At 72.9% G+C, this 19,880-nt stretch carries 19 protein-coding genes and 1 pseudogene; 13 read left to right on the top strand and 7 right to left on the bottom strand.

From position 1 onward, the window contains the following. Nucleotides 1-68: 68 nt before the first annotated feature. The 3 genes from ACZ5C2_RS24510 to ACZ5C2_RS24500 form a co-directional block, all read right to left on the bottom strand. On the bottom strand, nt 69-344 hold the full coding sequence (locus ACZ5C2_RS24510) for a hypothetical protein (protein ID WP_468794701.1): 276 nt from the start codon (nt 342-344) through the stop codon (nt 69-71). A gap of 126 nt (nt 345-470) precedes the next feature. Further along, nucleotides 471-1,289, bottom strand: a complete 819-nt coding sequence (locus ACZ5C2_RS24505; protein ID WP_468794698.1) for an anti-sigma factor — start codon at nt 1,287-1,289, stop codon at nt 471-473. Beyond that, nucleotides 1,286-1,828: a sigma-70 family RNA polymerase sigma factor gene (locus ACZ5C2_RS24500; RefSeq protein WP_468794695.1), complete on the bottom strand. Its 543-nt coding sequence runs from the start codon at nt 1,826-1,828 to the stop codon at nt 1,286-1,288. Before ACZ5C2_RS24500 ends, ACZ5C2_RS24505 begins: the two co-directional genes overlap by 4 nt. A 243-nt stretch (nt 1,829-2,071) precedes the next feature. Between ACZ5C2_RS24500 and ACZ5C2_RS24495 the strand changes: the two genes are divergently transcribed. From ACZ5C2_RS24495 to ACZ5C2_RS24480, 4 genes are all read left to right on the top strand, one after another. Further along, nucleotides 2,072-3,604, top strand: coding sequence for a DUF4331 domain-containing protein (locus ACZ5C2_RS24495; RefSeq protein WP_468794692.1), 1,533 nt, complete (start codon nt 2,072-2,074; stop codon nt 3,602-3,604). 104 nt (nt 3,605-3,708) lie between these two features. Further along, a complete protein-coding gene (locus tag ACZ5C2_RS24490) occupies nt 3,709-5,745 on the top strand; it encodes a tetratricopeptide repeat protein (protein WP_468794689.1) in 2,037 nt (678 codons plus the stop codon). Further along, nucleotides 5,742-7,328 carry a HoxN/HupN/NixA family nickel/cobalt transporter gene (locus ACZ5C2_RS24485; protein WP_468794686.1) on the top strand — a complete coding sequence of 529 codons (1,587 nt, stop codon included), beginning with the start codon at nt 5,742-5,744 and terminating at the stop codon, nt 7,326-7,328. Before ACZ5C2_RS24490 ends, ACZ5C2_RS24485 begins: the two co-directional genes overlap by 4 nt. Before the next feature lie 77 nt (nt 7,329-7,405). Further along, nucleotides 7,406-9,013, top strand: coding sequence for a serine/threonine-protein kinase (locus ACZ5C2_RS24480; RefSeq protein WP_468795038.1), 1,608 nt, complete (start codon nt 7,406-7,408; stop codon nt 9,011-9,013). A gap of 4 nt (nt 9,014-9,017) precedes the next feature. Here the strand turns inward: ACZ5C2_RS24480 and ACZ5C2_RS24475 are convergent, their stop codons facing one another. Beyond that, entirely contained in the window at nt 9,018-9,824 is an 807-nt protein-coding gene (locus ACZ5C2_RS24475; protein WP_468794683.1) for an SGNH/GDSL hydrolase family protein, read from the bottom strand. A gap of 601 nt (nt 9,825-10,425) precedes the next feature. Here ACZ5C2_RS24475 and ACZ5C2_RS24470 point away from each other — a divergent pair. From ACZ5C2_RS24470 to ACZ5C2_RS24450, 5 genes are all read left to right on the top strand, one after another. After that, nucleotides 10,426-11,247: a glycosyltransferase family 2 protein gene (locus ACZ5C2_RS24470; RefSeq protein WP_468794680.1), complete on the top strand. Its 822-nt coding sequence runs from the start codon at nt 10,426-10,428 to the stop codon at nt 11,245-11,247. Next, entirely contained in the window at nt 11,244-12,245 is a 1,002-nt protein-coding gene (locus ACZ5C2_RS24465; protein ID WP_468794677.1) for a glycosyltransferase family 2 protein, read from the top strand. The genes ACZ5C2_RS24470 and ACZ5C2_RS24465 overlap by 4 nt, the downstream gene beginning before the upstream one ends. Beyond that, nucleotides 12,238-13,038: a polysaccharide deacetylase family protein gene (locus ACZ5C2_RS24460; RefSeq protein ID WP_468794674.1), complete on the top strand. Its 801-nt coding sequence runs from the start codon at nt 12,238-12,240 to the stop codon at nt 13,036-13,038. Before ACZ5C2_RS24465 ends, ACZ5C2_RS24460 begins: the two co-directional genes overlap by 8 nt. Before the next feature lie 400 nt (nt 13,039-13,438). After that, complete coding sequence (locus tag ACZ5C2_RS24455) at nt 13,439-14,533, top strand: DUF5925 domain-containing protein (protein WP_468794671.1); 1,095 nt, start codon at nt 13,439-13,441, stop codon at nt 14,531-14,533. 16 nt (nt 14,534-14,549) lie between these two features. After that, on the top strand, nt 14,550-15,398 hold the full coding sequence (locus ACZ5C2_RS24450; RefSeq protein ID WP_468794668.1) for a DUF72 domain-containing protein: 849 nt from the start codon (nt 14,550-14,552) through the stop codon (nt 15,396-15,398). On the opposite strand, the gene ACZ5C2_RS24445 is transcribed toward ACZ5C2_RS24450, so the two are convergent. Beyond that, nucleotides 15,389-15,754, bottom strand: a complete 366-nt coding sequence (locus ACZ5C2_RS24445) for a GntR family transcriptional regulator (protein WP_468794665.1) — start codon at nt 15,752-15,754, stop codon at nt 15,389-15,391. The two genes, ACZ5C2_RS24450 and ACZ5C2_RS24445, sit on opposite strands and share 10 nt — an antisense overlap. Nucleotides 15,755-15,878: 124 nt before the next feature. Here ACZ5C2_RS24445 and ACZ5C2_RS24440 point away from each other — a divergent pair, with 124 nt between their 5' ends. Both ACZ5C2_RS24440 and ACZ5C2_RS24435 read left to right on the top strand, forming a co-directional pair. Then, nucleotides 15,879-16,808 (top strand): GNAT family N-acetyltransferase, encoded by a 930-nt coding sequence (locus ACZ5C2_RS24440; RefSeq protein WP_468794662.1) that lies wholly within the window; start codon nt 15,879-15,881, stop codon nt 16,806-16,808. Further along, nucleotides 16,789-17,289 (top strand): ribonuclease FAU-1 family protein, encoded by a 501-nt coding sequence (locus ACZ5C2_RS24435; RefSeq protein ID WP_468794659.1) that lies wholly within the window; start codon nt 16,789-16,791, stop codon nt 17,287-17,289. The genes ACZ5C2_RS24440 and ACZ5C2_RS24435 overlap by 20 nt, the downstream gene beginning before the upstream one ends. Nucleotides 17,290-17,299: 10 nt before the next feature. Here ACZ5C2_RS24435 and ACZ5C2_RS24430 read toward each other — a convergent pair whose 3' ends face one another. Continuing rightward, nucleotides 17,300-17,920, bottom strand: coding sequence for a class I SAM-dependent methyltransferase (locus tag ACZ5C2_RS24430; RefSeq protein WP_468794656.1), 621 nt, complete (start codon nt 17,918-17,920; stop codon nt 17,300-17,302). 138 nt (nt 17,921-18,058) lie between these two features. On the opposite strand from ACZ5C2_RS24430, the gene ACZ5C2_RS24425 reads away from it, so the two are divergent. Continuing rightward, on the top strand, nt 18,059-18,193 hold the full coding sequence (locus ACZ5C2_RS24425; protein WP_468794653.1) for a hypothetical protein: 135 nt from the start codon (nt 18,059-18,061) through the stop codon (nt 18,191-18,193). A gap of 29 nt (nt 18,194-18,222) precedes the next feature. On the opposite strand, the pseudogene ACZ5C2_RS24420 reads toward ACZ5C2_RS24425, so the two are convergent. Continuing rightward, nucleotides 18,223-18,487 (bottom strand): annotated as a pseudogene (locus ACZ5C2_RS24420) (GNAT family N-acetyltransferase); the annotation flags it as partial. Nucleotides 18,488-18,710: 223 nt separating this feature from the next. Here ACZ5C2_RS24420 and ACZ5C2_RS24415 point away from each other — a divergent pair. Continuing rightward, the gene (locus ACZ5C2_RS24415) at nt 18,711-19,757 is read left to right on the top strand and encodes a lytic polysaccharide monooxygenase auxiliary activity family 9 protein (protein ID WP_468794650.1); all 1,047 of its coding nucleotides are present in this window, start codon (nt 18,711-18,713) and stop codon (nt 19,755-19,757) included. Nucleotides 19,758-19,880 lie beyond the last annotated feature (123 nt).

Genomic DNA, 19,880 nt, shown 5'->3' with positions numbered 1-19,880 from the left:
TTGTGCCGCGGGGATGACGTACGGGGTGGGGCGCTGCGCCGGGACGGTGGGACCGTCCGGCGCGGGCGCTACCGGCTGCCGAACAGGGAGCGGCGCAGTCGACGCAGCGGGGCGAAGAGCGACACGCGGCTCGTCCGGGCCCGCGAGCCCCTGGTGCCGCGACCGTGCGGGGTGTCACGCGCGGTCAGCTCGAGCATCAGCGAGGTCGCCTCGGCCGTCTCCCGCTGCGGGACGGCGGGCCCCGCGAGGACCGAGAGATGGCGGTCGAGGCGCGAACTGCTCGCACTGCTGCCGCACGTGATCGCAGGGACCCTGGCCCTGCTGCGCACTGTTATCTGTTCCATGTCACTCCCCACCCGTACGAGTCCACCCGGCCCGGGCAGGGTAACCCTATCGCCCCGGCCGGGCACCCGTGTATCGAGGTCACAGGATTCACCTTCCCCACAAGGGTGTTGACGAACGTGCGATGATTACTCTCCGAATCCGACCGTTTTCAGGGCGAGTTGGGCGACAGGCTGGCCGGTGGGTTGCGGTGACCCGCCGTCCGGCTCGACGGTCACCGCGAGTGACGTTGCGGCGGTGTCGAGGCCGGACGCGACCAGAGGCGTGTCGCCCGCGAAAAGCCCCAGGGAACGCGGCCGCTCCCCCGGGCCCATGAGCCAGAGCTGGCGCACACGTCCGTTCGGAGGGTCGTCGTATCCGCCCAGAGTGACGACCGCGCTGCGCGTCGATGCGGAGGCGATCACTCCGATCGTGCGGCCGCGGACGTCCCGGCCGCTACTCGCGCGGGCGTCCGGGGCGGCGAGAACGTGGGCGATCTCACGTGACCGGTCGCGTTCGGCGTTCAGCTGGTCCTGGGTGCGGTCCGCCTGGACGGCGAAGAGCGAGGCGACGACGAGCGCCGCGGCGGCGGTGGCCGTCGCGAACGGCACGAACAGCGGTGACCGGCGCCGCTCCCGGGTGCGCGGCGGCGGCACGGCGCCCCAGACATGGGGCGGCAACTGCCGCGCCCGCGCGCGCGGGAGGTCCTGGGGCGCGGGCTCCTGCGCGGTGGTCCGTACGGCGGTCAGCACCCGGTCCCGCATCGCGGGCGGCGCGGGGGCGGCCGTGGACCAGGCCAGGCGGACGGCGTCCTCGGCGAGGTCGCGCACCTCCGCGGTGCAGCGGCCGCAGGACGTCAGATGCCTCTCGAAGCGCACGCGCTCGGCGGGCTCCAGTGCGTCGAGGGCGTAGGGGGCGGCCAGCGAGTGCGGACTGCCACGGGACCCCAGTCGGCCGAACAGGCTCATGCCGCGCCTCCCAGGCAGTCGCGCAGGCGGGTGAGACCGTCGCGCATACGTGTCTTGACCGTGCCGAGCGGCAGCGACAGCCGCTCGGCCACCTCCCGGTAGGTGTAGCCGTCGTAGTAGGCGAGGGTGACCGACTGGCGCTGGAGCGTGGTGAGACGGTCCAGGCAGCGGCGTACCCACTCGCGTTCGAGCCCGGCCTCGACCTCCTCGGCGACCTGGTCGAAGGCGGGTCCGTGGCCCCGCCGTGCCTCGCGCTGCTCGCGCTCGCCGGCCGCGCGGGCGCTGCGCACCCGGTCGACGGCGCGGCGGTGGGCGAGGGTGAGCACCCAGGACAGCGCGCTGCCCCGGCCGGGGTCGAACCGGGCCGCGGAGCGCCAGAGTTCGAGCAGCACCTCCTGAGCCACCTCCTCGGACTGGGCGGGATCGCGCACCACGCGCCGCACCAGCCCGTACACAGGTCCCGACACCAGCCCGTACAGGTCCTCGAAAGCCTTCTGGTCACCCGCGGCCACAAGCATCAGCAGCTCGTCCGCCTCCAACGCGCGTCCCCTCTTCCAGGCCCCTCGGGGCCGCCCGGTCACACGAGGCATGCGCAGCGAGCGCGCCTCCGGATGGGAAGTACGGATCACCGGACCGAAAACGCGGGTCGGCGGGGAGAAATGCTACGGGCGGAGCGGCTTCGCCACAGGGGGCCGGGAACGACTTCGGAAGTCGACCAATCCGGCCCGCCGCGTGTTCCGAATCCCAGTGCGTCAGGCAAGTTGGCACTGAGGACGGACGGCATGACACCTAATTCCAGGACCGGTGCGGGGCGCGTGAGTCTCGCGACCCTGATCTGTGGTGCGCTGGCGGCCGGGGGGCTCGCAGCCGCCGGCGTGACCTCGCTGGAACCCGAGGCGGCCTCCGCCTCCTCGCACCGGGAGGCCCCGCTGATATCGGGCACCCCGCAGTACGACAACACGGACCTGTACGCGTTCGTCAGCCCCGACAAGCCGGACACGACGACGATCATCGCGAACTGGATCCCCTTCGAGGAACCGGCCGGCGGACCCAACTTCTTCACGTTCGCCGAGGACGCCCAGTACGACATCCACGTCGACAACAACGGTGACGCACAGGGCGAGCTGCTCTTCCGCTACACCTTCAGGACGCACACGAAGAACGACAAGACGTTCCTCTACAACACCGGTCCGGTCACCAGCCTGGACGACCAGGATCTCAACATCACGCAGACCTACGACATCGAGTTGCTGAAGCTGAAGGACCAGCGGGCGGTGTCCCGCACGAAGATCGCGGACGACGTCCCGGTCGCGCCGTCGAACGTCGGCAAGGCGTCCATGCCGGACTACGACACGCTGCGGGGGCAGGCCGTGCACGAACTGGCGGGCGGGGCGACGACGTTCGCCGGTCAGGCCGACGACCCGTTCTTCCTCGACCTGCGGGTATTCGACCTGCTGTACGGCGGCAACCTCTCCGAGGTCGGCAACGACACGCTCAAGGGGTACAACGTCAATTCCCTGGCACTCCAGGTCCCGACCGACATGATCACCGAGTCGGCGGGCCAGCCGGTCGTCGGCATCTGGTCGACGACGCAGCGCAAGAACGCCGAGGGGCACTTCGTCCAGGTGTCGCGGCTGGGCAACCCGCTGGTGAACGAGGTCGTCAACCCGCTGAAGGACAAGGACACGTTCAACGCGTCGGGGCCGTGGGACGACGCCCAGTTCCTGAAGAACGTCACCGAGCCGGAGCTGCCGAAGCTCGTCGAGGCGATCTACAAGATCCCCGCTCCGGACGAGCCGCGCAACGACCTCGTCGATGTGTTCCTGAAGGGTGTCGAGGGACTCAACCAGCCGCCGCATGTGACGCCCTCGGAGATGCTCCGCCTCAACACCTCGATCGAGCCGGCCGCCAAGCCGAAGCGGCTGGGCGTCCTGGACGGGGACAACGCCGGCTTCCCCAACGGACGGCGGCTGACGGACGACGTGATCGACGCGGCGCTCCAGGTCGTCGAGGGCGAACTGGTCGGCGCGAAGAACGACCTGGGTGACGCGGTCGACGCCAACGACCAGGAGTTCAAAGGGGCCTTCCCGTATCTGGCGAACCCGACGGAGGGGTCGCGCGGCCCGCTCGCCAAGGGCGTGGACGGCGGCAACGACGTACGCAACCAGCTCGGTGACGCGCTGCGGCCGGCGGGTGCGGAGGGCGCGGACAACACGACCCTCGTCGCCGCGTCCGCGGGTGCGGGCGCGGGTGGGCTGCTGCTGATCGGCGTGGCGCTGATGTGGTGGCGCCGGATGCGCGGCCGGGCGTACTGACCCCGGCGGTCGGTACTCCGGCCCACCCCACTCACTGGCGCGGCCCGTCCCCCGTCCCCCACGGCACGGGCCGCGCCGCCGAACACCGAGGAGAGGCAGAGGCCATGGCTCCCCGCACGAACGACAGCACCGGCGAGAACCAGCGGGCGGTCGTGGCGCCGGCCCCCGGCCACGAGGAAACGCCGGCTCCCCCACGACCGCCCGCAGAGGGCGGGGAGCCGACGGGGGCGCCGGAGGAGGGGCACAGCCGGGGGGACGGGCGCGGTCCGGCCACCACCGGCGCCGTGGACGCCGGTCGCGAGCCGAAGGCCGCTCATGACGGCGCCGCCACCACGGCCCTTGAACCCGGACCGAGGACCACCCGCCGCCCGGACGCGGAGCACCAGCCCCGAACCACCCGCCAACGGGAAGCTCACCACCATCCGGAAGCCGTCCCTGACACGGCGAACCGGCGCGGGGCCGCGGCCCCCCACGGCACGGACCCCGGGCGGGAGCCGAGCACCGGCCACCACGTGACGGCACACCGCCGGCCGAACGCCGCCCCGCACACGGCGAACCGGGGCGGGGCCGCCGCCCACGGCCAGGGGCGGGCGGAGGACAAGCCGGAAGGCGACCACCCCGCGCGGGCGGAGCACGGCCCGGAAACCGGGTGCGGGACGGACACCGTCCACCATGTGGAGGCGGGAGACGGACCGCCGAGCGGTCGGCGTACGGAGGCGGAGGGTGGTGGGCGCAAGCAGGTGGCCGTCCCCGGTGGGGGCGTGGCGAGAGGGCGTGTCGCGGCCCTGCGGCGGTTCTCCGCTGCGGCGCGGCGGGGGCCCGGGTTGCATGCCGCCTCGTGTGCCGTCCTGCTGGCCGTCGCGATGACCGCCGGGAGCGTCACGGTGGGAGGGGACCGGGACACCGGGCGGGACGCCACCGCGGCGGGCGGGGCGGTCGCGGCCGGTGTGCTCGCCGGGGGTGATCTCGGGGCAGGGATCCGGTCGTTGCAGGCCCACCTGCGCGCGCAGCCCAGGGACTTCGGTGGCTGGGCCACCCTGGGGACCGCGTACGTCGAGCAGGCGCGCACCCAGGGAGACCCTTCACGCTACCCGCAGGCCGAGCGGGCGCTCGAGCGTTCCCTCTCCCTCGAACCGGACAACGAGCCGGCCCTCGCCGGACAGGCCGCCCTCGCCGCCGCCCGGCACGACTTCACCGGTGCCCTGAAATACGCCGACCGGGCCCTGGAACAGAACCCGTACGGCGAACGCGCCCTGTGCTCCCGTATCGACGCCCTGGTGGAACTCGGCCGGTACGAGGAGGCCGCCGAGGCCGCGGCCACCGCCGACCGCAGGCGGCCGGGGGTGCCCGTGTTCACGCGGTACGCCTACGTACGGGAGCTGCGGGGTGACGTGCCCACCGCGCGGGAGGTACTGCGACGGGCCCTGGACAGCGCGGCCTCTCCCGCCGACGTGGCGTACGTAGCGACCGCGCTCGGACAACTCGCATGGAATCAGGGCGAGTACGAGACGGCGCTGGGCCACTACGCGCGGGCGCTCGCCGCCGACGACGACCATCTCCCCGCGCTCGAGGGCCGGGCGCGCGCACAGGCCGCGAGCGGCGACCACGCGGGTGCCGTCAAGACGCTGGAGCAGGTCGTCGCCCGCTTCCCGCTGCCCGGGCCGCTCGTCGCCCTCGGCGAGCTGTACGAGGCGCGCGGCGCCGACGGCGATCCCGCGAAGGCACAGGACCAGTACGCCCTCGTCGACGCCTGGAGCGCGCTGGCCCGCGCCGGCGGGGTCGACGTCGGTCTGGACACCGCACTCGCCGCCGCCGACCACGGGGACGCAGGCGTAGCACTGCGTGCGGCCCGCGCGGAGTGGGACCGGCGGCACAGTGTGCACACCGCGGACGCCCTCGCCTGGGCGCTGCATGTCAGCGGACGGGACGAGGAGGCCCTTCGGTACGCTCGCCGTGCCACGGCCACCGGCTACCGCAACGCGGTCTTCCTCTACCACCGGGGCATGATCGAGAAGGCCGCCGGGCACGACGGCCCCGCCCGCGATTCCCTCACCGCCGCGCTCGAGCTGAACCCCGGGTTCTCGCCGCTGGGCGCCCGCGCGGCCCGTGCGGCGCTCAAGGACCTGGAGGGGGCGCGTTGATCCTCCGTCGTCGCGTCGCCACCGGTGCCGCCGTTCTCACCGCCGCCTGCGCGCTCACGCTGGTCCCGGCGGCGACGGCGAGCGCGCACCCGCTCGGCAACTTCACCGTGAACCGTTATGACGGGCTGGTGGCCGCGCCCGGCGAACTCCGTGTCCACCATGTCGAGGACCTCGCCGAGATCCCGGCCACGCAGGCCGGGCCGGACATCGACCGGTTGGGCCGGGACGGGTGGGCCCGGGAGCGTTGTGCCACCGCCGCGCGGGACAGCGAGGTGCGGGTCGACGGCCGTACGGTCACGCTGGCCGTGCGGGACGCACACGTACGCGTGCGGCCCGGTCAGGCGGGGCTCGACACCCTCCGCGTGGAGTGCGGGCTGACCGCTCCCCTCCCGGAGCGGGAAACCGTGGACCTCCGTTTCCGGGGGGCGGGCGCGTCGTCCGGGCCGGGCTGGCGGGAGATCACCGCGCGGAGCGACCGTACGACGCTCACCGCGTCGGATGTACCCACGGCCTCCGTGTCCCGCGAACTGACCCGGTATCCGGAGAAGTTGCTCTCGTCCCCGGCCGATACCAGGACCGCGACCCTGCGCGTCCGCCCCGGCGGCCCGGCCCTGGCCGAGCAGACGGCCGACGCGCCCGCCTCCGCGGTGCTGCCGCGCGGCGCCGACCGCTGGACCCGCGCACTCGACGAGCTCGTCGCCCGGCGCGACCTCACCGTCGGTTTCGCCGCGCTCGCCCTGCTGATCGCCGTCGCCCTCGGCGCGATGCACGCGCTCGCGCCGGGCCACGGCAAGACCCTGATGGCCGCGACGGCGGCGGCGCGCGGGGGCAGGGCCCGGCTCCGGGACGTCCTGCCCATGGCCGCCTCCGTCACGGTCACCCACACCCTCGGGGTGATCGCCCTGGGCCTGCTGGTCACGGCCGGTTCGGCCGCCGCACCCTCGGTGATCGCCTGGCTGGGTATCGCGAGCGGCATCCTGGTCACCCTGGCCGGCGCGAGCCTCGTACGCCGCGCCCTGCGCAACCGGAACCACACGCACACGCACACGCACACGCATCACCACGAACGCGAGCACGGGCACGGGCACGGGCACGAGCACGAGCACGGGCACGCACATGACCGCCGCCACAGCCACGAACACCCGGACAGCCAACACCCGCACGGTCATGGGCATCCACCCCCGCACCACCACATCGAGCACGCCCACGGCGGCCGCACCCACATCCACCCCGCCGCCCTCACCGTGCGCGGCACGATCCTGCTCGGCTTCGCCGGCGGGCTGGTGCCCAGCCCGTCAGCCGTCGTGGTGCTGGTCGGCGCCGCGGCGCTCGGCCAGGCCTGGTTCGGGCTGCTGCTCGTCGTCGCGTACGGGGTCGGACTGGCCGTCACCCTCACCGCGGCCGGGTACGCGGTCGTCAAGGCGGGCAGCGGCATGACCCGCCTGCTGGACCGGCGCCCGCGCTGGACGGCGGCCCCCTGGACGGCACTCGTGCGCCGGAGCGCGCCCCTCGGATCGGCGTTCGTCGTCGTGGCCCTGGGAGCCGGATTGGTGTTCCGGGGGGCGGCATCCGCACTCGGCTGAGCTACTTTCACAAGGAAAGGGAGAATTCGCCCGGAGGCGAAGGGGGTGCCGTGTCCGAAGAACCGGGCAGTCAGCGGGTGATCGCGGGCCGCTACCGGCTGCTGTCGCCGCTGGGCGAGGGCGGGATGGGGACGGTGTGGCGGGCTCGCGACGAGCTGCTGCACCGCGAGGTCGCCGTCAAGGAGGTGCGCACGCCGGCCGGGCTGCCGGCGTCCGACGTCGAGCGGATGTACGCCCGTCTGGAGCGGGAGGCGTGGGCGGCCGCCCGTATCGCCGACCGCACGGTGGTGACGGTGTACGACGTGGCGATCGAGGACGGGCGCCCGTGGATCGTCATGGAGCTGGTCCGCGGCCTCTCGCTCGCCGAGGTACTGGAGGCGGAGGGTCCGCTGACGCCTCCGCGCGCCGCGCACATCGGTGCGGAGGTGCTCACCGCGCTGCGGGCCGCGCACGGGGCCGGGGTGCTGCACCGGGATGTGAAACCCGCGAACGTCCTGATCGCGAACGACGGGCGAGTGGTGCTCACCGACTTCGGGATCGCTCTGGTCGAGGGCAGCTCCGCGCTGACCATGACGGGGGAGGTCGTCGGATCGCCCGAGTTCCTCGCCCCGGAGCGTGCGCTGGGCCGTACCCCGGGGCCCGAGTCGGATCTGTGGTCGCTCGGCGTGCTGCTGTACGCGGCGGTGGAAGGCACCTCGCCCTTCCGGCACGACACCCCGCTGAGCACGTTGCGGGCGATCGTGGACGAGGAGCTGCCGCCACCGCGCCGGGCGGGGCCGCTCGCCCCGGTCATCGAAGGGCTGTTGCGCAAGGAGCCCGGCGAGCGGCTTCCCGTGGAGCGGGCGCGGGAGGATCTGCGGGCCATCGCAACGGGTGCCGCGCCACGCGGGGACACGGCGCGTTCCGGACCGTACGCCCCCACGGTGGCGGCGCTTGCGCACCCGCACCCGGAGACGCCCTCGCCCACTCCCCCGGTGCCGGTCACGGGAGCGCCGGCGGCCGTCACCGCGGCCACCACGGCCACCCGGCCGGACCGCGGTCGGCGCGGTACCGCCGTCCTGGTCGTGGGTGTGGTCATGCTGGCCCTGGCGCTGGCCGGGCTGACGTACGCGCTGCTGAACCGCGGCGACGGTGGGCCGGAGGGCAGGAACACCGGCGGTGACGCGAGTTCACCCACGCGCACCGGCGGCGACGAGGACGAGGACGGCGGCACGACGCCGCGGACGCAGGATCCGACGCCCTCCCCCACCACGAGTGACGAGGACGGCGAGGAGAGCAGGCCCCCGCCGCAGACCGTGTCGGTGACGGTGACCGGCGCACGCACGGAGTACTCCGGGAGCGCTCCCCCGCCGGGCGAGCGGGCACCCGCGTTCACGGCGACGTTCACCGTGGGGCGGTTGCCGGCCGAGGTGTCCTACCGCTGGGTGACCGAGAACGGCTCGGTGGCCGATCCGGGCTGGCGGAAGCTGTCGCTCCCGGAAGGGGGCGGGCGTTCGAAGCAGGACACGGTGACCGTGACGACGTACTCGGGGAGCGGGAGGTTCGAGAGCGAGATCGGCGTGGAGGTGCGGGAGCCGGTGCACACCACCTCGGAGACGGTGCCGTTCTCGGTGACGTGCGAGGCGGAGACCCCGACGGGCGGGGCCTCCGCCTCTCCTTCCGGTTCGGACGACGACGGGTACTGACGGATCAGGCCGCGGCGTCGAACACCGGCAGGTAGCCGCCCGACTGGCCGGCCGCCTTCGGGTGGTACGAGTTGCCGATGTTGAACCAGTCCACGCTGTGCAGCCAGGAGTTGCCGGAGCAGATCTCGTGGCCGGTGAAGGTGGTGCGGACGTCGCCGAAGGTGAAGCCGTACGCCCGGGCGCGCTGGGCGATGGTGCTGTCGAGGAGGTCGGCGGCCTCGTTGATCGCCTTCCGCTTGGTCTCGGAGAGACCGATGCAGGAGGTGCCCAGCTGGTAGAAGCGGGGGTAGCCGAGCACCACGACCTCGGCGTTCGGCGCCCGGTCGCGGATCGTCGAGTAGACACTGTCGAGCCTGCCGGGCAGCGTCGAGTCGACGTACGCCCGCGCGGTGGCGATCCGGTTGAGGCAGGAGCTGTCGGACTGGAGCACACAGGTCATCATGACGTCGGCGAAACCGGCGTCGTTGCCGCCGACGCTGATCGAGACCAGGCCGGTGGCGGTGGAGAGCGGGCCCAGCTGCCCGGAGAGAACATCACCCGTTCGGGCGCCCGAGCAAGCGGTGAAGTCGAAGGACGAGGGTGAGTGGGCGGCCGCCCAGAGGTAGGGGTATGCCTTGGTGCTGCGCTTGCAGTCGCCGCTGGAGGAGATGTAGCTGCCGGCTCCGACACCCGAGGAGTAGGAGTCGCCGAGCGCCACATAGCCGTCGGCCGCGGCCTGTTGGGACGCCTGAGCCGTCGTGGCCCCGGTGAGGGCCGTGGTGACGGCGAGGAGGAGCGTGCCGAGGAAGAAAGCGAGTCGGGAACGTCTCATGGAACCTCCCTTGAGCAGGATCTCTGCCGCAACTGTCCTACCAACTACGCGTGTTGACTGGAAGTGTCCATGCCAAAACTGTTACCGATTCAATCCTGGACGAAAACCGGCCGCAGGGACTTTCAGCCCTTGACTGCCCCTACGGGGTACGCCACATTGAATCCCGGCATCCGACGCTTCAGTGGGCAAAGTCGGCCATGCAGACACATACGTCCAGGCAAGAGACACCCGTAACGGCCAAACCAGCGAAAAGGTGAGACGCCGTTCCGGGTCTTGCCATACGGGTTCAATCGTCAATAACGTCACACATCTCACCCGCATCGGTCCGTCAGTACGCGGCTCCAGGGGAGGGCTCAGGAGCACGACGAACCGGCGCGGGGCGCGGTAGGGGGGTGCCGTGCTCGGTGACCGCAACGGTGACCGGGCCGTGCCGCGCGGGCGGCCGCCGTTGTGGCGGCCGGCCAGATTTGCCAGCTCACCCGGCGTGCACGTCAGCTCCATCCGTCGTGTCGTGAGGTGAGAACAACCCCCCTTTCGAACCGGACGAACAGCCGGGCCGCCCGAGGGGCGGGCGGTCCGCCGGACGAGAGGGACCAGACTCATGAGCTCCGTACTGCAGCCGGCGGCCGCGGATCAGGATCCGCCGGCCGCCCGGAAGTACCGGCCCGTCTCCTCGCACCTGGCCATCGCGTCACCGGTGAGCGTGGTGATACCGGCCATGAACGAGGCGGAGAACCTGCCGTACGTCTTCAAGACGCTTCCCGACTGGATCCACGAAGTGGTCCTGGTCGACGGCAACTCCACCGACAACACCGTGGACGTGGCCCGCGCACTGTGGTCGGACGTGAAGGTCGTCGGGCAGCGCGGCAAGGGCAAGGGGGACGCACTGCGCGCCGGGTTCGAGGCCTGCACCGGCGACATCATCGTGATGGTGGACGCGGACGGCTCGGCGGACGGCAACGAGATCGTCAGCTACGTCTCCGCGCTGGTATCCGGCGCGGACTTCGCCAAGGGGTCCCGCTTCGCCAACGGCGGCGGCACCGACGACATGACCTTCATCCGCAAGCTCGGCAACCGGGTGCTGTGCGCCGTCGTCAACCGCAGGTTCGGCGCGCGGTACACCGACCTCTGTTATGGCTACAACGCCTTCTGGCGGCACTGCCTGGACAAGATCGACCTCGACTGCACCGGCTTCGAGGTCGAGACCCTGATGAACATCCGGATCGTCAAGGCCGGCCTGAAGGTGCAGGAGATCCCCAGCCACGAATACCTGCGCATCCACGGCACCAGCAATCTGCGGGCCGTGCGCGACGGTTTCCGGGTGCTGAGAGTGATCCTCGGGGAGCGCTCCAACCGGCGTGCGCTGCGCCGCCGCCCGCACCACTCCCCGCTGCTGGACACGGGCCGGGGGAAGGTGTCTTGAACGATCCCCGCACCCCGGGCATCTCGGTCGTGATCTGCGCCTACACCGAGGACCGCTGGGAGGACGTCCTCGCGGCCGTCGCCTCCGTGCGGGCGCAGTCACGGCCGGCCCTGGAGATCCTGCTGGTCGTCGACCACAACCAGGCTCTCCTGGACCGTCTGGGCAAGGAGTACAAGGAGACCGGGGACGTGCGGGTGCTCGCCAACGCGGGCCCCCGCGGCCTGTCCGCCGGCCGCAACACCGGAATCGCCGCCTCGCGCGGTGAGATCGTCGCCTTCCTCGACGACGACGCCGTGGCCGAACACGGCTGGCTGAAGCACTTCGCCGAGGGGTACGCCGATCCGCGCGTCATGGCGGTCGGCGGGCGCACCGAGCCGGTCTGGGCGTCCGGCCGCCGGCCCGACTGGTTCCCCGAGGAGTTCGACTGGGTGGTGGGCTGCACGTACCGGGGCCTGCCGCGCGGGCGGGCAGAGGTGCGCAACGTCCTCGGCGGCAACGCCTCCTTCCGGCGCGAGGCCGTCGCCGCGGTGGGCGGCTTCGCCACCGGCATCGGGCGCGGCGGCGACAAACGTCCGCTGGGAGGCGAGGAGACGGAGCTGTGCATCCGCCTCAGCCGCGCCCGGCCCGGCACGATCCTGCTGATCGACGACCGCGCGGTGATCCACCACCGGGTGCCCGAGGCCCGCGAGCGGTTCCGCTACTTCCGTACCCGGACCTACGCCGAGGGCCTGTCCAAGGCGCTGGTGGCCCGCAGTGTGGGCGCGCAGAAGGGGCTGGAATCCGAACGCCGGTACACCACGCGTGTGCTGCCGGCCGGGGTGGTGCGGGGACTGCGCGACGCCCTGCTGGCCCGCCCGGGCGGCGCGGGCCGCGCGGGCGCGATCGTCGCCGGGGTGCTCACGGCGGCGGGCGGCTATCTGGTGGGCAGCGTGCGGGCCCGGCGGGACGGGGTCACCTTCTGCGTGGCGACCGTCGGGGAGGGCGGTGGCCGTGACTGACGTGCGCGTCCCGATCCTCATGTACCACGCGGTCGCGCCCCGCCCCGGCAAGGCGACCCGCGCGCTGTCCGTGTCCCCGGAGGCGTTCGCCGAGCAGATGGCGGTGATCGCGGACCGGGGCCTCACCCCCGTCACCACCGCGGACCTCGCCGCCCGCTGGCGCTCGGGCCGCCCGCTGCCCGCGCGGCCGGTCCTGGTCACCTTCGACGACGGCTACGAGGGCGTGCACCGCCACGCCCTGCCCGTCCTGGCCGAGCACGGCTTCCCGGCCACGCTGTTCGTCTCCACCGGCTGGCTCCGGGGCCCGTACGACACCGGCGGCGGCCCGGACACCATGCTCGACTGGGACCAGGTGCGCGAACTGGCCCGCGGCGGCGTGGAGATCGGCGGACACAGCCACAGCCATCCGCAGCTCGACCAGCTCGACGAGGGTGGGCTGCGGTCGGAGCTGATCCTGTGCAAGGAGATCGTCTCGGACCAACTGGGCTCCGTTCCCGCCTCGTTCGCGTATCCCTACGGCTACTCCAGCCGCCGGGTGCGCGAGGCGGTGCGGGAGACCGGGTACGCGCAGGCCCTCGTCGTCGGCAACGGCCTCGCCCGGCGCGCCCAGGGGCCGTACGCCCTGCGGCGCGTGACGGTGCGCAGGTCCACGTCGGCCGCCGAGTTCGAACGCCTGGTGGAAGGACGGGCCGTCACCCGCACCTTCGCCCGGGACCGCGCCCTGACGAAGGGGTACGCGATGGTGCGCCGCACCCGGCGGGCGGGGCGGCTGATCCACCGCCCGCCGGGCTGACCTCGAACCGGCTGGATCGTGTGGTTGTGCTTGTGGTCGTGTGGTCGTGTGGTCGTGTGGTCGTGTGCTCAACGGCTTGCGGCAGGCGCGGCCGACGGGGCCGGCGTGTAGCGCGCGATCGGCGGTGCCGGTACGGCGTCGGCGTGCCGGGAACCGGCCTCCGGGCGGCTCCGCCCAGGGCTCGGGTCACGGGCTCGGGTCACGGGCTCGGGATCGAGCAGGCCGGGGCCGCACCGGACCGGGGCACCTCCCACGCCGTCAAGGCAAGGAGGAGCGCCGGCACCGTCCGGGGCGTGCGGCTGAACGGGCTCGACCCCGCCCGGTCCCCAGGAACGGTGACAATCCGCGTGCGCCTCGGAAACCGGGTGCACGCGACGCACCGGTGACCGATCATGGCGGCATGTCCGCACAACCGCACGACGCACTGCCGATCCGGCTCAACGTCGACGACAGCGACTCCCCGTCCGACGTCGTCGACGCGCTCTTCCTCGGCCGCTTCGCGACGGGTGAGCAACCGTACTCGCACGCCGTGAACATCGACCGCGTGCGCTCCGGCGCGAGCCTGCTGCCCGCGAGCGCGCGGGTGCTGCGGCTCGCCAAGGACGACGACCGCAGCGCCACCCTGGCCGAGGGGGACGGCTGGACGCTGCTGGTCTCCCGCTGGAACCGGGGCGCCGACGTCACGGTCACCGCGACCAGCGCCGACCTCGCGGCGAAAATCCTGAACGAGGCCACCGACGGCGCGGCGGACGAGCCCGAACCGCAGCCGGAGAACGTCGCCATGGGCTTCTGGTATGTCTCCCCGCGCCGCGGTCCGCACCGCACGACCCGTCAGATCTCGGCGGGCACCTGGGAGGAGATCCGGCCCAACTACACCGCGCCGGTCGCCGACGCGATGGACCGCCTGATGAAGACCACCCCGGAGGACATCTCGGGCCGGCTGCTCCTGCTGCACGGCCCGCCGGGCACCGGCAAGACCTCCGCACTGCGCACACTGGCCCGGTCCTGGCGGGACTGGTGCCAGGTGGACTGCGTCCTGGACCCGGAGCGGCTCTTCTCCGACGTGGGCTATCTGATGGACATCGCGATCGGCGAGGAGGACGCGGCGGGCAAGGGCCGCTGGCGGCTGCTGCTCCTCGAGGACTGCGACGAACTGATCCGCGGCGAGGCCAAGCACACCGCCGGCCAGGCGCTGTCCCGGCTGCTGAACCTGACGGACGGTCTGCTCGGCCAGGGGCGCAACGTCCTGGTCGGGGTCACCACCAACGAGGACCTGGAGCGCCTGCACCCGGCCGTGGTGCGCCCCGGCCGCTGCCTCGCCCGGATCGAGGTGGGGCGGCTGACCCGTGCGGAGGCGGTGAACTGGCTGGGGGGCGAGGAGGGCATCGGCCGCGAGGGGTCGACCCTGGCCGAGCTGTACGCACTGCGCCGGGGCACATCTCCGACATCGCTGCCGGAGCCGCGCGGGGACGCGGACGCGGGCCTGTACCTGTAGGTGCTTTGATGGTCGTATGACCCTGTTCGTCGGGACGTCGGGGTGGCAGTACAAGGACTGGCGCGGGGCGCTGTACCCGGCCGGGCTCCCGGTGCGGCTCTGGCTGGAGGAGTACGCGGCGCACTTCGCCACCGTCGAGATCAACAACGCCTTCTACCGGCTGCCGTCCCGGGAGACCTTCGAAGCCTGGCGTGAGCGCACCCCGCCGGGCTTCGTGGTCGCGGTGAAGGCCAGCCGCTACCTGACGCACATCAAACGGCTGCGGGAGCCCGGGGAACCGGTGGACCGCCTGATGAGCCGGGTCACCGGCCTGGGCGACCGGCTCGGCCCGGTCCTCCTCCAGCTCCCGCCGACACTCCAGGCCGACCCCGCGCTGCTGCACGCCTGTCTGCGCCGGTTCCCGGAGTCGGCCCGGGTGGCGGTCGAGCCGCGCCATCCCTCCTGGTGGATTCCGGAGGTACGCGCCGTACTGGAGTCCCGGGGCGCCGCCCTGTGCTGGGCCGACGTACGGTCCCGGCCCGCGACTCCCCTGTGGCGCACCTCCGACTGGGGCTATGTCCGCTTCCACCAGGGCCGCGCCCACCCCTGGCCCCACTACGGCCGCCAGTGCCTGCGGAGCTGGATCCACCGCATCGCGACCACTTGGTCCGCGGGCGAGGACGTCTACGCCTACTTCAACAACGACCCGAACGCGGCAGCCGTCGCCGACGCGCGCACGTTCGCGCAACTGGCGCGACACAACGAGGGCCCGACAACACAGCCAACGCTCACGCACACATCCCCAGGGACGCGGGGAACTGCGCGATCAGCGACAACGAGCCCGCACCGGGCATCGGGCCCCCGCCAGGACGGTGATCACCCATAAGCCGCCCGCAGGGCATCCCGCACGGCAGCCAGTGCCTCCTCCGGCGAGGAGCCGAGGCGCCGGGACCTCGCGGCGTACACCTGCGCGGCGGACGCCAGCTCCCGCTCCGCCGCAGAGCCCGCGGCGGCGATCACCGTCCCGTTGCGCCCCCGCGTCTCGATCACGCCGTCGGCTTCCAGCGCCCGGTACGCCTTGGCCACCGTGTTCGCCGCGAGGCCGAGCGTCTCGGCCAGCCCTCGCACCGTGGGCAGCCGGTACCCGACCGGCAGCACCCCCGACCGGGCCTGCTCCGAGATCTGCACCCGCACCTGCTCGTACGGCGGTGCGTCGTCGTCGATATGGATCGTCAAGGTCACGGCCCGATTGTCCCGCACCCGCGGGAGAGGCCGCACCCGCCGGAGAGGCCGCACCCGCCGGAGAGGCCGCACCCGCCGGAAAATGGGAGGCACCCCCGCCGCGCCCGCCGTAGCGTGCGCCTTCATGACTGTGACCGTCCGCGATCTCCGCTCGGAAGCCCACGCCGACCTCGAGGGCTTCACCCGTGTCCGGCAGGCCGCGCTGCCGTTCATCCTCGTCACCCCTCACTCCCTGGCGCACGACCTGACCCAGCTGCACCCCGACGCCCACTACCGGCCCCTGGTGGCCGTGGCCGACGGCGAGGTGATCGGTACGGCACAGGTGCATCTGACCCATGAGAGCTCCCAGCCCGGCCAGGGCAACCTCAACGTGTACGTCCACCCCGAGCACACGCGCCGGGGCGCCGGGACGCTGCTCGTGCGCGCCGCCGAGGAGCACCTCGCCGCGCACGGGGCGACCAGGCTGCTGGCCTGGGTGCTGGACGAGCCGGGCAACCGCGCCTTCGCCGGGCGGCACGGCTACCGGGCGAGCCGCTCCGCCCACTTCCTCCGCCTGGACCTGGTGCACGGCGCCCTCCCCCCGCTCCAGGACCCGCCGCCGGGCGTGGAGCTGCGCCCTGCCTCGGACTTCACCGCCGATCCGCGCCCACTGTTCGAACTGGACGCGGAGACCACGGCGGACGAGCCGAGCGACGTGGACACCGAGTTCACCGACTACGAGGCCTGGCTGGCGGAGACCTGGCGGCACCCGCTGTTCAGCCCCGAGCTGACCACGGTGGCACTGGTCGACGGCCGCCCCGCCGCCTTCTCCGCGGCCCGCACGGACGGCGGCACCCGGTACGCCACGGGCATGACCGGCACCGCCCGGGCCCACCGCGGCCGGGGCCTGGCCAAGCTCGCCAAGAACGACTCACTGCATCGGGCCCGCGCGGCCGGGTACACCGAGGCGTTCACGGGCAACGACACCGGGAACGAGCCGATGATCGCGATCAACAGGTGGTTCGGCTACGAGATCTGCGGGACGGAGGTGCGGTATGTCCGTGAACTCGGCTGACAGGCCGGCGCGGGTGGAAGTCGTCCTCGTCAAGGCGGGGCGGATGAAGATCCGCTATCCGGCCGAGCTGCTCACCGACGACGGTATCCGCGTCAGCGTGCGCGCCCCCTGGGCGGGGGCCGGTGTGCGCGACTTCGGCTTCGTCCGTTTCGAGCCCGGGGACGTCTTCACGGAGCACTACTGGCGCGACCGGTGGTATTCCGTGAAGGAGGTCCGCACCGCCGCGGGCGCCCTCAAGGGGCACTACTGCGACATCACCCGGCCTGCGGAGCTCTCCGGCGGACGGCTGGTCGTCGAGGATCTCGACCTGGACCTGTGGGTCTCCGCGGACGGCACGGACGTACGGCGGCTGGACGAGGACGAGTTCGCGGCGAGCGGTCTGCTGACCACCGATCCCGAGGCGGCGGCCGCCGCGGTGGCCGCCCTCGACGAGCTGGACGCGCGGGCCCGCGAGGGCGGGTTCGGGACACTGCTCGCATGAGGGGTGGGGATCAGTCCGGGACCGCGACCACCGCGTAGCGCTCGTCGTCCACGTCCCGGCCCCACAGCGCCCGGTCCCCGGACAGCCGCTCCACGCGCACCTGCCCGCCCATGGGTGCGAGGAGGGCGGTGAGCCGGTCCGCCGGTATGCCGACCGGACTCACCGTCCCCCACACGCCCTCGATCAGCACCAGCCGCCCGCCCGGCCGCAGCAGGTCCCGCCAGTGCCGCAGTGCCCGCCGCGGCTCGGGCAGCGTCCAGAGCACATGCCGGACGAGGACGGCGTCGTGCCGCTCCTCGCCGACCGGCGGTGCCGCCGCGTCACCGACGAGGAACACCGCGTCGCGCCCAGCGAGCTTCTCCCGGGCGAGCGCCACCATCGCCGGGGACCGGTCGACCCCGGTGACCCGGTGTCCTTGCTCGGCCGCGAGGAGCGACAGGCTGCCGGTGCCGCAGCCGAGGTCGAGGACATCTCCGGCCCGCTCGGGCAGCCAGGCCCGCAGCCGCTCGGCCCAGGCCGCGCGCACCTCCGGATCGCGCAGCCCGTGGTCCGGCTCCGCGTCGAAGGCGGCGGCGCAGGCGTCCCAGTCGACACCGTCCGTGGCCTTCCCGTCACTGTCATGGGTGGTCATGACCCAAGAGTGACACCCGCCACTGACAATCGATGAGTGACGGCCACCACAGACAGAACGGGACCGATGAGGAACTCTCCCCCGAAAGGTCTGCCTCCGTGAGAACGCGGAACCCGGTGGACCCTGAAGGAGGCAGCCATGCGCCGTGTCACCGTGCAGAAGCCCCCGAGGAAGACGTCCACCCGCCAGATCCGCGACGAGGCCGACGAGCGCCCCGCGGGACGACCCGAGGTCCGCAAGGACATCGCCCGCACCTGGTGGCCCGACGGCTGAACACCCCCGCGGCACGGGGTTCGGCCCGGCCGCCTGCGGTAGTGCATCCGATCGTACGGCCCAGTGACCCCGCGCCCCACGACCTCGTGGCCGAACTTCGGACAGATCCTCTGGTTCTCGCACATCATGGCGTTGGTGCGGAGCCCGGCCCCGGGCAGTCCGGGCGCACGCGCGGGTGCGTCCGCGAACTCCAGCAGCAGCCGCCCACCCCGGTGCCGTGCGCATCGGGGCGTACGGCGATGACGTCCAGCCGGAGTGGTCCTCGCGCGGCTCGACCACGGCGAGGCCCGTCACCCGCGGTCGGCGGCGACGGCCGGGCGGATCCGCCCGTCGGTCATGCCGCGCACGGTACCTACCTGATCCCAGCCTGAGCACTCCCTTAACGCGGCCATAAGGATGGCTCCGCAGGGCCCTCGGCAGGCGTTTTCGCGGCTTCTTGGGGCTAGCTTCTGAGCCACCCCCCCACGGGATTCCCCCACAGGTTCCAGAGACCGCCGTTTCGAGGAGTTGCTACCCCATGTCCGCACGCCGCAAGGCCGCTGTCGCCGTCGTCGGTCTCGTCCCGCTCGCCCTGACCGGGCTGTCCACCACTCCGGCGTCCGCACACGGTTCGATGGGCGACCCGGTCAGCCGGGTCGCCCAGTGCTACGCCGAGGGTCCGGAGAGCCCCAAGTCGGCGGCGTGCCAGGCGGCGGTGGCGGCCGGCGGCACCCAGGCGCTCTACGACTGGAACGGCGTCCGCATCGGCGACGCGGGCGGACGTCATCAGGAACTCATCCCCGACGGGAAGCTGTGCAGCGCGGGCAACGAGGCGTTCAAGGGCCTCGACCTGGCCCGCGCCGACTGGCCGGCGACCGGCGTGAACAGCGGCTCGTACACCTTCAAGTACCGCGTCACGGCCCCGCACAAGGGGACCTTCAAGGTGTACATCACCAAGCCGGGTTACGACCCGTCGCAGCCGCTGGCCTGGGACGACCTGGACCTGGCGAACCCGGTGGCGACGTCCACCGACCCGGCGGCCTCGGGCGGCTTCTACACCTTCTCCGGCACCCTCCCCGAGCGCTCCGGCAGGCAACTGCTGTACGCGGTGTGGCAGCGGTCGGACAGCCCGGAGGCGTTCTACTCCTGCTCGGACGTCACCTTCGGTGGCGGCGGGGACCAGGCGGGCGGGGAGGGGGCCGGCGGTGGTGAGGCCGCCGGCCCGGGCGACACCGCGAAGGAGGAGGCCGCCCCGGCGCCGACCGCCTCCGCTCCGTCCGAGGAGCAGATCAAGGACGGTGCCGACAAGTCGACCGTCGAGAACCACGGGCACGGTGACGACGACCCCAGCACATCGGCCGAGCCGGCGGCCGCGGGCGACGACACCGCTCCGGACACCTCCGACGACACGGGCGCCCCCAACCGGCCCAAGGCGGCCGGGGCCTCGGAGAACCTCGCGGAGACCGGCGGTGACGCCGGCACCCCGTACCTGATGATCGGCGGCGCGGCGGCGCTGGCGCTCGGCTCGGCGGCGCTGTTCGCCTCCGCGCGGCGGCGCACGGCGACCGGGCGGCACGACCGCTGAACCGGCGCGGGGGGGGGGGGGGGGGGGGGGCCCGACGGGCGAGATCCCCCTCGACACCCCACTCTTTCCCTGTTACCTGCCCCCCCAACACCAAGTGGTGGGGCTTGTGCTCGCCTCGGTATA

It is taken from the genome of Streptomyces sp. NPDC031365 (assembly GCF_055569765.1).
This window is presented reverse-complemented; position numbering and strand designations above follow the sequence as displayed.